The 15017-nt window shown below is 49.8% G+C and carries 16 protein-coding genes; 12 read left to right on the forward strand and 4 right to left on the reverse strand.

Annotated elements, in window-relative coordinates:
* The first annotated feature begins 12 nt into the window (after positions 1 to 12).
* The 9 genes from speD (at position 13) to Q8O77_RS20070 (ending at position 7290) form a co-directional block, all read left to right on the forward strand.
* Positions 13 to 819 carry an adenosylmethionine decarboxylase gene (gene speD / locus Q8O77_RS08750; RefSeq protein ID WP_068232775.1) on the forward strand — a complete coding sequence of 269 codons (807 nt, stop codon included), beginning with the start codon at positions 13 to 15 and terminating at the stop codon, positions 817 to 819.
* Positions 820 to 822: 3 nt separating this feature from the next.
* Positions 823 to 1812, forward strand: coding sequence for a tRNA dihydrouridine(20/20a) synthase DusA (gene dusA / locus Q8O77_RS08755; RefSeq protein WP_305552474.1), 990 nt, complete (start codon positions 823 to 825; stop codon positions 1810 to 1812).
* Between the two features lie 171 nt (positions 1813 to 1983).
* On the forward strand, positions 1984 to 2253 hold the full coding sequence (locus Q8O77_RS08760; RefSeq protein ID WP_305552475.1) for a hypothetical protein: 270 nt from the start codon (positions 1984 to 1986) through the stop codon (positions 2251 to 2253).
* A gap of 3 nt (positions 2254 to 2256) precedes the next feature.
* Complete coding sequence (locus tag Q8O77_RS08765) at positions 2257 to 2388, forward strand: hypothetical protein (protein WP_305552476.1); 132 nt, start codon at positions 2257 to 2259, stop codon at positions 2386 to 2388.
* Between the two features lie 120 nt (positions 2389 to 2508).
* Entirely contained in the window at positions 2509 to 2706 is a 198-nt protein-coding gene (locus Q8O77_RS08770) for a PspC domain-containing protein (protein ID WP_305552477.1), read from the forward strand.
* A 93-nt stretch (positions 2707 to 2799) separates the two neighbouring features.
* Positions 2800 to 3231: a copper chaperone PCu(A)C gene (locus Q8O77_RS08775; protein ID WP_305552478.1), complete on the forward strand. Its 432-nt coding sequence runs from the start codon at positions 2800 to 2802 to the stop codon at positions 3229 to 3231.
* 9 nt (positions 3232 to 3240) lie between these two features.
* Positions 3241 to 4218 carry a DUF2333 family protein gene (locus Q8O77_RS08780; RefSeq protein WP_305552479.1) on the forward strand — a complete coding sequence of 326 codons (978 nt, stop codon included), beginning with the start codon at positions 3241 to 3243 and terminating at the stop codon, positions 4216 to 4218.
* An 8-nt stretch (positions 4219 to 4226) separates the two neighbouring features.
* A complete protein-coding gene (locus tag Q8O77_RS08785; protein ID WP_305552480.1) occupies positions 4227 to 4985 on the forward strand; it encodes a TIGR04219 family outer membrane beta-barrel protein in 759 nt (252 codons plus the stop codon).
* Positions 4986 to 6756: 1771 nt separating this feature from the next.
* Entirely contained in the window at positions 6757 to 7290 is a 534-nt protein-coding gene (locus Q8O77_RS20070; protein ID WP_371133472.1) for a response regulator, read from the forward strand.
* Here Q8O77_RS20070 and Q8O77_RS08795 read toward each other — a convergent pair.
* Positions 7261 to 8157, reverse strand: a complete 897-nt coding sequence (locus Q8O77_RS08795) for a TIGR03899 family protein (protein ID WP_305552482.1) — start codon at positions 8155 to 8157, stop codon at positions 7261 to 7263. The two genes, Q8O77_RS20070 and Q8O77_RS08795, sit on opposite strands and share 30 nt — an antisense overlap.
* 158 nt (positions 8158 to 8315) lie before the next feature.
* On the opposite strand from Q8O77_RS08795, the gene Q8O77_RS08800 reads away from it, so the two are divergent.
* Entirely contained in the window at positions 8316 to 10541 is a 2226-nt protein-coding gene (locus tag Q8O77_RS08800) for an EAL domain-containing protein (protein WP_305552483.1), read from the forward strand.
* 48 nt (positions 10542 to 10589) lie between these two features.
* Here the strand turns inward: Q8O77_RS08800 and Q8O77_RS08805 are convergent, their stop codons facing one another.
* The 3 genes from Q8O77_RS08805 to gpmM all read right to left on the reverse strand — a co-directional run bounded on the left by Q8O77_RS08805 (position 10590) and on the right by gpmM (position 14144).
* Positions 10590 to 11363, reverse strand: coding sequence for a divergent polysaccharide deacetylase family protein (locus Q8O77_RS08805; protein ID WP_305552484.1), 774 nt, complete (start codon positions 11361 to 11363; stop codon positions 10590 to 10592).
* Between the two features lie 90 nt (positions 11364 to 11453).
* Positions 11454 to 12599, reverse strand: coding sequence for a murein hydrolase activator EnvC (locus tag Q8O77_RS08810; RefSeq protein WP_305552485.1), 1146 nt, complete (start codon positions 12597 to 12599; stop codon positions 11454 to 11456).
* Positions 12600 to 14144, reverse strand: coding sequence for a 2,3-bisphosphoglycerate-independent phosphoglycerate mutase (gpmM, locus tag Q8O77_RS08815; RefSeq protein WP_305552486.1), 1545 nt, complete (start codon positions 14142 to 14144; stop codon positions 12600 to 12602).
* 167 nt (positions 14145 to 14311) lie between these two features.
* Between gpmM and Q8O77_RS08820 the strand changes: the two genes are divergently transcribed.
* Together Q8O77_RS08820 and grxC are read left to right on the forward strand one after the other, a co-directional pair.
* On the forward strand, positions 14312 to 14746 hold the full coding sequence (locus Q8O77_RS08820) for a rhodanese-like domain-containing protein (protein WP_305552487.1): 435 nt from the start codon (positions 14312 to 14314) through the stop codon (positions 14744 to 14746).
* Between the two features lie 2 nt (positions 14747 to 14748).
* Entirely contained in the window at positions 14749 to 15006 is a 258-nt protein-coding gene (grxC, locus tag Q8O77_RS08825; RefSeq protein ID WP_173499512.1) for a glutaredoxin 3, read from the forward strand.
* Positions 15007 to 15017: the final 11 nt, after the last annotated feature.

The raw sequence follows: 15017 nt of genomic DNA on the forward strand, positions 1-15017 counted from the left end.
AGACGATGTTTAGTGGTTAAGCCTTTTGAAAAATTGAAACTACATGGGTTCAATAACCTGACGAAAAGCCTGAGTTTCAGTCTTTATGACATTTGTTATGCCAAAACTGAGCAGCACCGGCAGGAATATATTGAATATATCGACGAGCAGTATAACGCTGACCGTTTAACCGACATTCTGACTGAAGTAACCGATATTATCGGTGCCAACATTCTTAATGTGGCGCGACAGGATTACGACCCTCAGGGGGCCAGCGTTACTATTTTAGTCAGTGAAGAGCCGGTGTTGGTTGATCCTGACAACTCAGAAAACCCGGGACCACGGCCGGATGCCGTAGTAGCGCACCTGGATAAAAGCCATATTTGCGTACATACCTATCCGGAAATTCACCCGCATGATGGCATCTGTACTTTCCGTGCCGATATCGAGGTTTCTACCTGCGGTATTATATCGCCACTGAAAGCACTGAACTTCCTGATCCACAGCTTTGAATCTGACATTGTTACTATCGACTACCGTGTGCGTGGTTTTACCCGTGATGTCAGCGGCACCAAGCATTATATCGATCACCCTATCAGCTCTATTCAGAACTTTATGGACGAAGACACCAAGCGTGCCTTTCAGATGATTGACGTTAACGTGTATCAGGAAAACCTGTTTCACACCAAAATGATGCTAAAAGAAGCTGATTTGAATAACTACCTGTTTGGTATGGGCAAAGATTCAATGACGCCGGAAGAGCAAAAAACAATCAGCAAGAAAGTGTTCCGCGAAATGCGCGAAATTTTCTACGGCCGCAACCTGCCGGATATGAAGTAACTAATGACCATGCTTATCGACCATAAGTTTTCCATCGCCCCTATGCTGGATTGGACAGATAAGCATTGTCGCTATTTTCACCGCCTGCTGAGTCAGCATGCCGTGCTGTACACCGAAATGGTCACCACCGGCGCTATTATTCATGGCAGCGGTGATTATTTAGCTTTTAATGCAGAAGAGCATCCGCTGGTATTGCAACTGGGCGGCTCTAACCCGGCTGATATGGCGCATTGTGCCAAACTGGCAGAGCAGCGTGGTTATGATGCGGTGAATATTAATGTTGGCTGCCCGTCTGACAGGGTGCAAAACGGTATGTTTGGTGCCTGCCTGATGGCGCAGCCGCAGTTAGTAGCCGATTGCATCAAAGCCATGCAGGATGTGGTCAGCATACCGGTGACGGTGAAAACCCGAATTGGCATTGACGACTCTGATGATTATCAGTTTTTGCAGGACTTTGTCGCGACCGTAGCCGATGCCGGCTGCCAACAGCTGATTATTCATGCCCGTAAAGCCTGGCTTAAAGGCTTAAGCCCGAAAGAAAACCGTGAAGTGCCGCCACTGAATTATGCCCGGGTGTACCAGTTAAAGCGTGAATTTCAGCAGCTTAATATCAGCATTAACGGCGGCATTAAAACGCTGCAGCAGGCGCGTGAGCAACTGCAGTATCTGGACGGTGTGATGGTAGGGCGCGAAGCCTACAGCAACCCTATGCTGCTCAGCGATGTAGATGCGCTGATTTACGCTAAAACCGGTAACGGTCTTACGCCACAGCAGGTGGTGTTGGCTATGCTGCCTTATATCGAGCGGCAAATGCAGCAGGGCGCGCGCTTTTGGCATATTGCGCGGCATATGTTGGGGCTGTTTCAGGGCATGCCGGGGGCCAGACAATGGCGGCGGTTATTGAGTGAACGTGGCCATTTCGCCGACGCTAAGCCGGAATTATTACTGCAGGCACTGGCTAAAGTTACTGCGTTAGCGGATTTAACCAGCTGAGTAGTTAATTTCACTATTTTTTAGTTTTCTGTTAAAGGCGGGCAATGATCAAATTGGCCGCCTTTTTTATTTGTTGTTATAAATCATTATCTTGAATCTTGTTACTAACCTGGCACAGCACTTGAAACACTGAGGGTGTAGTACAGACTAACCACTTTCAAGGACAGGATAATGAACACACTGACTGCTTTAACCTTTACCGCTTGTGTCACCGCCGGCCTGTATAGCACTGTCGCCGGCGCAGATGAATTGACAGAACAAGTACGTGCTGCCGTGCCGTCGTCGCAGACAGAATTGCGTGTTACTACCGCACAACAAGCACAGTTGGCAATGCATAAAACCGTGATTGAACTGCTGGCGCGCCACAGTGCACAGCAAGATGCTCAGGCACTGCAGTTGGCTTATCAGGCGCCGCATAGCATCCGCGGCGAGGCGGAGTGAACCATGCTGTTATCACCCGGTTGGTTGTTAATTATTTACCTGAGTCCGGTGCTGAGCATTATCCCTGTGATGTTGCTATGGCTCAGCATGGCACCGGTTGCCGCCTTGTGGCAAAAAGTACGTTTGCCGGTGTAACAGGAGGCAATATGGATTGGGTAAGTATTGAATTGTTAAGCTTTGCGGTATTCGCCATGCCGGCACTACTGGCACGACGGGCAAACATGTACAGATCAGACAGCGAAGGAGTAATAAATAATGGCAGCATATGATACAGATCGTTGGTATTGCGCCCGTGCTTATCGCAAAGTGGCGGGCGTTTGCGCCGGGTTTGCCGGTTATTATCAACAGCCGCGTTGGTTAATACGTTTGTTGGCAGTTATTCTGTTATTGATGTTTCCGCTGGCAACTATTGTGGCTTATCTGGTGGCGGCGGCAGTGCTGCCTGATCGTTAGACCACGGCGGATACGCATTTTGCCTCAGGTTACCGGCTGTTAACTACGCTAAACTGGTGTAAGATAAGCCCGTGACTTACAAGGAGAAACAAAATGCGATTGTTAAGTACCGCGTTGTTGCTGTTGAGTATGAATGTATTGGCCGACAGCGGCGCAGCTGTCAGTGTAACGAATGAACAAATCCGCCAGCCAATGCCCGGACGCACTGTCACCGCAGGCTATCTGACCCTGCATAATCAATCAGCACAGGCTATTATTCTTAAGGGAGCCAGCAGTCCGGCCTTTGCCCGCACTGAGCTGCATCAGCACAGCCACAAAGATGGCATGATGCGGATGGAACAAGTAGAGCAAATCACAGTAGATGCCGGGGAGAGCGTTGAGTTTGCCCCGGGCGGTTTGCATTTGATGTTTTTTGAACCAACGGCAGCGCTGGAACTGGATCAAGCCGTGCCCTTATCTTTGCAGTTTGCTGACGGGCAACAACTAACGCTGACATTGCCGGTAGTGGCAATGCCGAAGCGCTGAGGAAAGATAATGTTAAATGCGAAAGTTGTCAGCGCCGCAGTAGCGGCGCTACTGGTTATTATGTACCTGACCGGCTGGTGGGTTAGCCGTGAACCGGCGCTGCTGGTGGACGAGATTCAACAAAGCCATCAACAACTGGGTGAGCGGGCGATAGTGGGCTACAGTACCACCACCGCGCTTATCCGTGTCAGTGAAACCCTGCTGGATAAAAGCGGTGGTTATCTTGCCAATGACATTATGCCGCCCTTTGTGCTGCTGGATAATATGCCGGCGTGGGAGCTGGGTGTGCTGGAAATGTCGCGTGATTTAGCCTTGGCGCTGCGCAAGGATTTAAGCCGCTCGCAATCGCAGTCAACTGAAAATCAGTTTCTTAAAGTCGCTCAGCCAATGTTTAACATTGATCATCGCAGTTGGGCAATTCCCGCGGCGGAATCAGAGTATCGCAAAGCGATAGCACAGTTATATCAGTATCGGGCAGAGTTAATGGACCCGGCTAAACCGGACAGCCAGTTTTATGCCCGTGCCGATAACCTGCGTGATTGGTTAAAAGCCGTAGAGAAACGGCTTGGCAGTTATTCCCAGCGTTTAAGTGCCAGTGTGGGCCAGGACAGGTTAAATACTGATTTAGCCGGTGACTCCGGTGCACGGCAATCAACCTCTTCTCCGGGCCAAAAGATGGTTAAAACCAGTTGGTGGAAAATAGACGATGAATTTTATGAAGCCCGCGGTGCAGCCTGGGCATTACTGCACTTTCTTAAAGCTGTAGAAACAGATTTTGCCGAAGTACTGCAACGTAAAAATGCTATGGTCAGTTTGCGACAAATTATTCGTGAGCTGGAAGCCACGCAACAGGCGGTGTGGAGCCCGATGATACTCAACGGCAGCGGTTTTGGGTTAATGGCTAACCATAGTTTGGTGATGGCCAATTACATTTCCAGAGCAAATGCGGCGCTTATAGATTTATCAGAACTACTAACACAAGGGTAAGAGAAAGCATGAAAAAAACAGTATTAATGCTGTCGCTCAGTGGCGTTTTATTAACCGGTACCGCTCAGGCTGATACCTTGCTGGGTTTATATATGGGCGCCGATGGCTGGCGCACATCAACGGATGGTAGTTTTGCCGGTAACGACCAGCAGCAAAGCTTTAATTTTACTGACAAAACGCAAACATCTTATTATGTGGCGTTAGAGCATCCACTGCCGTTGGTGCCGAATATTCGTTTGCAACATAACCAACTGGAGTCTGCCGGTATTACCGGTTTAACGGCTGATCTGAGTTTTGCCGGTGAGAGTTTCACGGTAGATACTGAAGTGCGAAACCAGGTAGATCTGACCAACACCGACTATGTGCTGTACTATGAGATTCTCGACAATGATCTGGTGAGCCTCGATCTTGGTGTTAACGGTAAGCATATTAACGGCACTGTTGCTGTAGCTGAAACTGCTGCTAACGGCATGGCGGCGTCGCAGCGTGTATCGCAGATTATTCCGATGGCATATGCTTCTGCTATTGTCGGTTTGCCGTTAACAGGCCTGGATGTATTTGCCCAGGGCAGCCTGATTTCCTACGATGGCAGCCGTCTTTATGATATGCAGGCTGGAGTAGCTTATGCGGTGCTGGATAATCTGGCGGTCGATTTACGTGTTAAAGTAGGCTACCGTGCGGTTAATTTGCGGCTGGACGATATTGATGATTTATATGCCGATATCGATTTTAAAGGCGTGTTTGCCGGTATAGAACTGCATTTTTGATCTGAAACACAGCGGTGCGCTAAGCTGCACCGCTGTCTGTTGCCTTCCTCTTCTCTTCGCTTGTGACTGTTATCAAATCGTTTTATAGTTATTGCACATATATGCAGCCCGGACTCCAACTTTGGTAAATTATTTCAAACAGTTAACCTTGCCATGGTTGATTGCGGTAGCTGCGATGGCGTTGGCAACGGGCCTGTGGTATCACTTTGAGACGCAAGGGCAACAGCGGGTGCAGATCCAGCAGTTTTCTGCCACCTTGCAATTGAGCGTAGGGGCTTTTGTTAATAATAAAGACCAGGAACTGCTCAGGGCACAGCTAAACCATATTCGTTACGCCAGTGCGATACCACTGCATACTGTTGCAGTGTACAACCAGTCCGGCAGGTTGCTTGCGGCCACAGATTCCCCCCCTGTATTGCAGCATTTCAAGGCGGCATTGCCGGTACGCAGTTTTTCGCTGCAGCAAGTTGAGCATCAGCTGTTAGCGCTGCAACCTTTGACACAGTTTGCCGCGCTGAATGATGGCGCATTGCGCCAACCGGACGCAGACAACAACTACTATTTGCTGCTGCTGTTTACACCGCAGACGCCTTACAGTGTTTGGTTAATTCCGGTAGCCATTGTTGGCATTATCGGTTGGATAATGTTGATGTTGATTCAGGGAACTTTGTCTCAGGCTGCGCAGCGCCTGCATACCGATATCAGCTTGTTGGTACACAAACTCAGCCAGTTAAAACAAGGCCAGTTGAATGCCCGGGTTGATGAAGAGCTGGTAGCAGAATTACTACCGCTGAAACAATCCGTTAATGACCTTGCTGCCCATCAGGCCGGGTTGCAGAGCAGCACTCAGCAACAGTTAAAGCAGCAGCAACAGCTGGCGACACAAGCTCAGGCTATGGCGGCGCAATTACAACAGCAAAATAGCGCATGGCAACTTGAAGCGCAGACACAAAGCCGCACGCAGCAGCGCCGGTTGATCAGCCTGCAACAGTTGCAACAGCAGTCCGGCGAACTGACAGAAGATGAGTTTAGCCGCGCACTGTCCGGCCAACTTACCCTGATGCAACTTGAGCTTAATGGCGAAAGTGCGCCGGCAACACCAATATTACTGACAGATTTTGTTGCCGCGCAGATACAGGATTGCCGGCAGTTGCTGACAAGCCGCGGCATAGAGCTGCAGTTGATAGAGGGCAGCAGTAATGCCGGCAGCCAGGTCCGGTTACCGTTGTTACCCTTATCGGCTCTATTGCAGGCGATGGTGCAGCTGGGCAGCCGCAGCGAAGCCTGTTCAGAGCTTACGTTGGCCGTGCGTGTTGTACAGCAGGCATCCGGCCCGCTGTTACAACTGAGTGTAACCAACAACGGCGAGGGCATATCGGCCAGGGTAAGACAACTGCTCAGCAGTAACGATATACAAACATTACAGTGGCACGAAAGTGATATTGGCATCTTAATTACACTGAAAAAACAACTGGGCGGGCAATTGTCGGTGCAATCGCTCGACGGTTTGGGCAGCACCGTAGCGTTCAATGTACCCTTAGCTGAGTTGACAGTGGTCAGTTACGCTAAGTTGCAACATGTGCTGCTGTTTGACGCCAACGCAGTGCTGCAGGCGGAGCGGACACAAGGTTTATCGGCTGTGGCGGCTAATGTCGCCGCTTGCAGCGACCTGTCTGAACTAACTCTGAAAAGCACGCAGTATGCCTATGAGCTGGTATTGCTGTTTTTACCAGAACCAGGCGAGCTTGCCGCCTGGCAGCAGCTGACAACTATGCTGGCCGGCCGTAGCAGGGTATTGTGTTACTGCGCTGTAGCCCATGTTGCTGTTTGGCGCGAAGCATTAAATATCGCCGTAGAGACCACACCTTTTTGTCTGGCAGCATTAAAAGCTATCAAAGATGACGCAGCGCCCCGGTCATATCCGCATTTACTGGTAGTAGACGATAACCCGACCAACCTGGCCTATATCCGTGTGTTGATGAAAACACAACCGGTGCAGCTGAGCACTGTCAGCTGTGGCGCAGAAGCGTTAAAGCTGTGCCGCAGTGAACGTTTTGATGTGGTGCTGCTGGATATCCAGTTGCCGGATATTAAGGGCACAGAAGTGGCCATGCAACTGCGGCAACTGGCTGGTTACCAGCAGATCCCTATCCTCGCATTTACTGCGCATGCGTTGGAAGATGAAGTAGCGGCCTACTTACAGGCCGGGATGAATGACGTTATTTTTAAACCGCTGGAACCGGCCAAGCTGCAGCAAGTGCTGAGCTGGTGTTCATCAGTGCGTAAAACTGATGATCTCAGCTAACAGCTGCCTTAGCGCCTGTAAATACTGCTGGTTTGGTTGGCTTGTTAACAGCGGTAGTAATTCGGCGCCGCTTGCGGTGTATTTATAGTACTGCAGCACCACATCTTTACTGGTAATAGTGCCGTTAATACTCAACTGCTGATATTGCCAGCTCAGGGCTTGCCCGGCAGGTAGCTCTCCGCTTTCTATCTCAGAATTGTGCAGTAAGCCAATATCCATCAGGCTGAGTATTTGCGGATAGGATAAACCAAACTGATTCAGATTCATCACCGCTTTACTGCGGCCGGTAAGCAAGCGCCACAGCGACGGTTTGCGGATATAGCCAAAATAAATCCGTGCACTGGGGTCTTGTCTGGTACGGCAGCTTAAATTGGCGGCCTGCTGTAAAGCCAGCGCTTCTTTGTAGCTCATACGTTGTAAGGTGTGCAGAGTTTTTAGCGAGAATTTGCCCGGGCTGGCAATTTCACCAGCCAGAATTTTCGCCCAAAGTTGCTGCATGCTTTTATTGGAAATCTCCAGCACCAGTTGGCAAAATTGCTGAAACCAGTCCGGGTCGACATCAAGGTTGGATACCTGCTCAGGACAATAGTCCAGTGCCAGCGTCATAATACTTTCCAGGTTATGCTGTTGCCGCTCGCGCTGCATTTGCAAGCGGCGCTCGGCACGTTGCGCCAGGCTTAGTCCTGCTGTCGAGGCGGCAGCGCCGGAGCGGGCAGCCAGATGCTGGTGTTTGTCGTTAAAGTGGCCCTGGTCCGCGGCAACGCTGCTGTCCGGCGCGGCATCGGCTACATTCATGGCGGTACCAAGCTGTGTTTTGGCCAGTTGCCGCAGACGTTGCTGACCACTTAGCGCATTAATTTTTGCCATTGCCCTGTACTGTATGTCACTGAATATTGCTTATCCTCGCATCTCACTAATTCGGCAGCAAGTAAGGTGTTACTTTTGGTGCAAAATAAAATCAGTGATAACTTACTCTTATGCAAATTAACCATGTATATTTAAACGGAATCATTAAATAAGGCTGAATGATGGTATCGAAAGAAACAGATGAGGATTTTCTGTTTTTAGCAGAAGACGAACCTGAAATAGCAGGGCCGGAGCAAACACTGGGTGAGTGGCATCTGTTAATCGTCGACGATGACGAAGAAATCCACACCGTGACTAAACTGGCGTTAAGTGATTTGACCGTGCTGGGCAAGCATCTGGTATTTCATCATGCTTATTCCGGCAAGGCCGCCGTACAATTTTTGCGCCAACATCCGTACACTGCCCTGGTGTTGCTGGATGTGGTAATGGAATCTGACGATGCCGGTTTAAAAGTGGTGCAGCAAATTCGTGAAGAGCTGGGTATGGACGAGATACGCATTGTATTGCGTACCGGACAACCGGGCTATGCACCTGAAGAAAGCGTCATTAAAGAATATGACATCAATGACTACAAGACCAAAACTGAATTAACCCGCAGTAAATTGGTTACCTCTATTATCGCCTCGCTGCGTTCTTATCAGCAAATCCGCACTATTAACCAAAGCCGTCGCGGTTTGCAGAAAATTATTAATGCCGGCGCTAATTTGCTCGAGCAACATTCGCTGCATGAGTTCTCCGAAGGCGTAGTGACGCAAATCTCGTCTTTAATCGGCTTACATGCTGAGGGCGTGTTGTGCGCACAGATAGAAGATGACGGCAGCGCCAGTGATAATATCTATGTGCTGGGCGCGGCCGGACACTATGCGCCTTACATAAAATGTCAGCTCGACCGGCTGGATAATCCGCGTATTGTGGCTCAGATCACTAAGTGTCTGCGCACTCGCCAGCACCTGTTTACCGATTTAGATACCGTACTGTACCTGGGCAACGACACCCACAGTGCGGCGGTGTATATCGAAACTAACCGGCCCATTGAAGAGCTGGATCGCCAGTTGATAGAAGTATTTCTCAGCAATATCTCTATAGGCTATGAAAACGTTACTTTATTTCAACAGCTTAAACATGCTGCCTATATAGACCCGTTAACCAAGACACCCAACCGCAACGAATTTATTCAGATTTTGCAGGATACCAAGCGCTATGAAGCGGCCGGTAATGTTGCTGTGCTGATAGATATCGATCATTTTTCTGACGTGAATGATGGCTTGGGCCAGGATGTTGGCAACGAGCTGCTGATAGCCGTCACCTTCAGGCTGATTGAGCATTTTGGCGTGTCTTGTCAATTGGGCCGTATCGGTGCAGACGTGTTTGGGCTAGTGGGGCCGCATACGGAGTTAACGCCGGAGCGGTTACAAGCGGCGTTTAGTGAGCCGTTTCATGCTTCAGAGCACGCATTGCAAGTTAATGCTACTTTTGGCTTTTGCCGCCTGACAGATACCTCAGAGCAAGGCCTGACGATATTAAAGCATGTGTATATTGCGTTGAATAAAGCTAAAAAACATTTGGGACAGAACTTCCAGTATTATCAGGCCGAGATGGAAGATGAAATGGCAGAGCGGCTGGCGATGCTGCGTATGCTACGACAAGATTTTGCCAACGACAAATTACAGCTGTGGTATCAGCCGCAGGTGTCGCTACAAGGCATGCAGGTTGTTGGCATGGAAGCGCTGTTGCGCTGGCCGCAGGGGCAGGGCCAGTTTGTATCACCGGCGGTATTTATTCCGCTGGCGGAATACTCCGGTTTGATTGTTGAAATTGGTGATTGGGTGTTGGCGCAGGCATGTTTGCAAATTAAACAACTGGCTAAACAAGGCTTTGACGGCTTGCGTATCGCGGTTAACGTGTCGATGCCGCAATTTCGCAATGCTGGTTTTGTGCAGTCGGTTATCGACTGTGTTAACCATTATCAAATTAATCCGCAGTTGCTCGAGCTGGAAATCACTGAATCGGTGGTAATGGACGAACCCAAAATCGTCATCGAAGCGCTGCAAAAGCTGAAAAGCTTTGGTATCAAAGTCGCGATTGATGATTTTGGTATCGGTTTTTCGTCACTAAGTTATTTACAACAGCTGCCGCTGGATCGGATTAAAGTGGACAGAGCCTTTATCCGTGATATTGATAAGGCGGCCGGTGAAGTGATTGCCGAGACCATTATCAGCCTGGGTAAACGCTTAAACCTGTCTACCATTGCCGAAGGGGTTGAAACCAAAGCGCAGGAGCAGGCCGTGTTGGCAATGGGCTGTGATGAGGTACAAGGCTTTATGTACGCCAAGCCTATGCCACCAACAGAGCTGTTGCTGTTCTTGCAACAGCAGAAAAAATAAAAAAACTGCCGTCAGGCAGTTTTTTTATTTCACAGAAACCGCGTTAATCTACTGTGGCGCTGATATGGCGGGTGCAGTATAGCCGGCCGCCACAACATCATGATTTTGCGGTAACAATTCAGAAATGCCTACTAATAACACGCCCTGTTTTTGCAGCTTAGGCAATTGCTGGCGTAAAAAGCGGTAGGTTTCCGGATAAGGGTGGGCAATGGCAATGGCGGTTTGCCGCTTGCGCGCAATACGCAGCAGTAAATCAAACTGTTTACCAATAGCCGTTTCAGTTTGCTCGTTATCCAAAAACACGTGCCGGCTCAGGTTGGTTACACCAAACTGACGCGCATATTTACCGGCCTTACTGCGTGACGTGGTCAGGCTGTCAACAAAGAACAGCTGCCGTTTACTCAGGTATTCCATGGTCCAGGCCATCGGCAGTTCCTGCTCGGTGTAAAAACTGCCCATATGATTATTAATACCAATAGCGTAAGGAATATCGGCCAGCGCGGCTTGCAGGGTTTGCTGTACCTGCTGTTTGGTCATGTTTGCCGTCAGGGCGCCGGGACCTAATGCCTTGCCGTTACTAGCCTCCATCGGCATATGCAGCATGACATCTTTTTGTTGCTGAAAAGCCTGCCGCGCTGCACGCTGGCCATAAGGCGTGTGTGGTAACACCGCATAGGTAAGCGGGAAAGGTAAATCGACCAACTGCAGGTCCGCTTTTTGATAGCCAATATCGTCGATAATAATGGCAATACGCACGTCGGGAACGGCGGATTGCAGCCGGACACTAAACATAACAATTAACAGAATTAAGACTAGTCGCACGTTATTATTATTCTCTTTTTGCGCAGGGTGCACGGCACCGCAGTATGGTAAAAAGTATATGCGTATCTTTGCTGCATTACATCAAAATTCTTATGGCCGGGTTTGACTTAGCCATTGCAGCGGATTAACTGCTTCCCCCTTGTCACGGATCTCAAAATACAGCCCTGCCGCGGCCTGGCCACCGCTCATACCCGCCAGCGCGATGGTCTCTCCGGCGTTAATCCGCGCGCCGGGTTGTTTTAATAAATTTTGATTATGGCCGTATAAACTCATAAAGCCGGCGCCATGGTCCAGTACAATGACCCAACCATAGCCTTTGAGCCAGTCGGCATAGATCACCTGGCCATCAGCAATCGCTTTTACCGCCTGGCCCTCACTGGTTTGGATCAAAATGCCGCGGGAGGAAATACCGCCCTGGCGATCTTCGCCAAAACGTTGCAACAAACTGCCGCGCAGTGGCCAGGTCAGCTGGCCTTTTTGCCGGCTAAGCCCTGCCAGTTCACGGGCTTGCTCTGCTAACTTACGCAGTTCGTTCAGAGTGGTTTGTAAACTGGATTCATTCTGCCGCAGGTAATCCAGCTGTTTGCCCTGTTGTTGCAGCATGGCTTGCAGCCTGGCGACAGCTTGCTGCTGTGACGTTTTCGCCAGGGCTGATTTTTGCTGCTGTTGTTGCAGCGTGCTGAGGGTATCGGCCAGCTGTTGTTGCTTCTGTGCCAATTCAGTTTGCACTTGCTGCAACTGCATAATGGTGCTGTTTAGCTCGGTCAGTTGCTTTAATCTGGCTTCGTTAAAATAGCGATAGTAACTGAGTACCCGCTCCAGTTTGCCGGCATCTTGTTGGTTTAACAGCATTTTACTGTAATCGTGCTGGCCCAGGCTGTAGGCACTTTTTATTTGTGTTGCCAACAGCTTTTGCTGGCTTTGCAGTTTTTGTTCCAGCTCTGTTTGTTGCAGCGCCAGTTGTTGGCTGCGGTTGGCTAACTCCTGGCGTTGCTGTTCGGTCTGGCGCAAGGCGGCTGAGGCTTCAGCCAGCGCACGATCAGACTGCTGCAGTTTCTGTTCAGCTTGATCCAGTTGTTGTTGTTGCTGTTTTACCTGGCGTTCAGTCAACTGGATTTGTTGTTTCAGCTCAGCCAGCTCTTGCTCTTGCTGCTGTTGCGCTGCTATCGGAGCGCAGCACAGCAACAGCAGCCAGTAAGGTTGCTTCAGTAGCCGTTTCAGTTTGTGCAGTAGCATTTACTTCGGCTGCATCAGAATTTTTCCGCTCATTTCTGCCGGCACCGGCATCCCCATCAGCGACAGCATGGTGGGGGCGATGTCGCTCAAAATACCGCCTTCGGTAACATTTGCCGGCCGGCCAACGTAGATCAGCGGTACCGGGCCACTGGTGTGGGCGGTATGTGCCTGGCCTGAGTCGGTATCAAGCATCATCTCTGCATTACCATGGTCGGCAGTGATCAGGCACTCGCCGCCCACTTCGTGCAAGGCTTCCACCACACGGCCAATACAACTATCTACCGCTTCTACTGCCTTAATAGCCGCGGACAATACACCGGTATGGCCTACCATGTCGCCATTGGGGTAGTTGCAGATAATAACGTCAAACTCGCCGCTGTGGATGGCGCCGACCAGTTTATCGGTCAGCTCAGTTGAGCTCATTTCCGGTTGCAAGTCGTAAGTTGCCACTTTGGGTGAATCAACCAAAATGCGCTGCTCGCCTTTGAACAGCTCTTCTCTGCCACCGCTGAAAAAGAAGGTAACATGGGCGTACTTTTCGGTTTCAGAAATACGCAGCTGAGTTTTGTCGTGTTTTGCCAGCCATTCTCCCAGCACATTATTTAAGCTCTCCGGCGGGTAAGCGCAGGGGGCGTTAATATCGGCGGCATACTCAGTCAACATAATAAAACTGCCGAGCTTAGGCCGGTATACGCGGGCAAAGCCGTCAAAGTCATCATTAATAAAAGCGCGGCTGAATTGACGGGCGCGGTCGGCACGAAAATTCATAAAAATCAGTGCATCGCCGTCCTGCATTTTAACCGGCTGGCCTTGTGCGGTTAAAATTGCGGTAGCCTTAACAAACTCGTCGTTTTCATCTCTGCTGTAGGCCTGTTCCAGCGCCTGCAGCGCATTATCCGCCTGATAGGCGGCTTTGCCGGTGGTGAGTAAATCGTACGCTTGCTGCACACGGTCCCAGCGTTTATCGCGGTCCATAGCAAAGTAGCGGCCGATAACCGAGGCAATTTGTCCGCTGCCGGTTTTATCAAAATGCGCCTGAATTTTTTGCAGCGATGCTTTAGCGCTGCGAGGCGGGGTATCGCGGCCATCTAAAAAGGCATGCAGGTAAATCGGGCCGGCGCCTTGCTGCTCGGCCAGTTTAATCATGGCTAACAGGTGATCTTCATGGCTGTGCACGCCACCAGGTGATAGCAGGCCCATAATATGCACGGCTTTGTTTTGCTGTTTGGCGGCAGTGACGGCTTGTGTTAACACCGGATTAGTAAAGAAATCGCCATCGCTAATGGCTTTGGTAATGCGGGTAAAATCCTGATAAACCACCCGACCTGAGCCCAAATTAACATGGCCTACTTCGGAGTTGCCCATTTGGCCATCAGGTAAGCCGACATCCAGGCCTGAGCCGGAAATCAGCGTATGCGGACAGCTTTGCCACAGTTTATCCATAACCGGTGTATTGGCCTGAGCAATAGCATTATTGTTGGTGTCTTCGCGATAGCCCCAGCCATCCAAAATTAATAATACTAAAGGTTTTTTGCGCGCGGCCATAAATACTCCGTTGTTAAGCAGGAAGCTAAAAAGACGAGTGGCTATATTACCGAAATTTGTGCAATTCTCCAGCTCTGTAATTGCAGCGGCAGGCCGACAGGGCTGCTTTCTGTTTTTAAACTGAGTATACTCAGCGCTGATTATTATTTTGTACAAGCAGAGTGAATATGCAGCAGTATATCGAATTTGTAACCAATCATCCGATCCTAAGTGCAGTGTGGGTAGTGTTATTTGTCTTGTTAGTGGCAAGTTGGCTGAAATCGCTGTTCTCTGCGGTAAAGCAGGTTACACCAACCGAGCTGACTTTACAGGTGAATCGTCAGAACGCTACGGTAGTGGATATTCGTACAGAAGCGGATTTTGCCAAAGGCCATATTACCGGTGCACGGCATTTAGCGTTGGCGGAGATTGAAAAACAGCAGCTGGCAGGGCTTGAAAAGCAAAAAGCTGAACCCATTATCTTGGTATGTCAGGCTGGCATGACGGCACAAAAAGCCGCGGCCAGTTTGTTAAAACAAGGCTTCACTACCGTGTCTGTGCTGCAAGGCGGCATGGGTAGTTGGACCGGAGCCAGTTTACCGCTGGTGAAATCGAAGAGGTAATGATGTCGCAAGTCACTATTTACACCAAAGCCTATTGTCCTTATTGTGTTCGCGCTAAGTACGTGTTGGACAACAAGCAGGTGAGCTATCAGGAGATACGCATTGACGAACAACCTGAACTGCGTCCGCAGATGATAGAACTTGCCGGTGGCAGAACCACAGTACCGCAAATTTTTATTGCCGGCCGTCATATTGGTGGTTGCGACGATATGTTGGCGCTGGATGCCAGTGGCCAGCTCGATACGTTATTAAATTCATAATTAAAATACAG

The sequence above is a fragment of the Rheinheimera sp. genome (genome assembly GCF_030690345.1).
GTDB lineage: Bacteria > Pseudomonadota > Gammaproteobacteria > Enterobacterales > Alteromonadaceae > Alishewanella.

Bases quoted from the DNA above. Each gene is read 5' to 3' on its own strand.
- dusA (WP_305552474.1), top strand. From the start codon at position 823: ATGACCATGCTTATCGACCATAAGTTTTCCATCGCCCCTATGCTGGAT.
- Q8O77_RS08760 (WP_305552475.1), top strand. From the start codon at position 1,984: ATGAACACACTGACTGCTTTAACCTTTACCGCTTGTGTCACCGCCGGC.
- Q8O77_RS08765 (WP_305552476.1), top strand. From the start codon at position 2,257: ATGCTGTTATCACCCGGTTGGTTGTTAATTATTTACCTGAGTCCGGTG.
- Q8O77_RS08770 (WP_305552477.1), top strand. From the start codon at position 2,509: ATGGCAGCATATGATACAGATCGTTGGTATTGCGCCCGTGCTTATCGC.
- Q8O77_RS08775 (WP_305552478.1), top strand. From the start codon at position 2,800: ATGCGATTGTTAAGTACCGCGTTGTTGCTGTTGAGTATGAATGTATTG.
- Q8O77_RS08780 (WP_305552479.1), top strand. From the start codon at position 3,241: ATGTTAAATGCGAAAGTTGTCAGCGCCGCAGTAGCGGCGCTACTGGTT.
- Q8O77_RS08785 (WP_305552480.1), top strand. From the start codon at position 4,227: ATGAAAAAAACAGTATTAATGCTGTCGCTCAGTGGCGTTTTATTAACC.
- Q8O77_RS20070 (WP_371133472.1), top strand. From the start codon at position 6,757: ATGCTGGCCGGCCGTAGCAGGGTATTGTGTTACTGCGCTGTAGCCCAT.
- Q8O77_RS08795 (WP_305552482.1), bottom strand. From the start codon at position 8,157: ATGGCAAAAATTAATGCGCTAAGTGGTCAGCAACGTCTGCGGCAACTG.
- Q8O77_RS08800 (WP_305552483.1), top strand. From the start codon at position 8,316: ATGATGGTATCGAAAGAAACAGATGAGGATTTTCTGTTTTTAGCAGAA.
- Q8O77_RS08810 (WP_305552485.1), bottom strand. From the start codon at position 12,599: ATGCTACTGCACAAACTGAAACGGCTACTGAAGCAACCTTACTGGCTG.
- gpmM (WP_305552486.1), bottom strand. From the start codon at position 14,144: ATGGCCGCGCGCAAAAAACCTTTAGTATTATTAATTTTGGATGGCTGG.
- Q8O77_RS08820 (WP_305552487.1), top strand. From the start codon at position 14,312: ATGCAGCAGTATATCGAATTTGTAACCAATCATCCGATCCTAAGTGCA.
- grxC (WP_173499512.1), top strand. From the start codon at position 14,749: ATGTCGCAAGTCACTATTTACACCAAAGCCTATTGTCCTTATTGTGTT.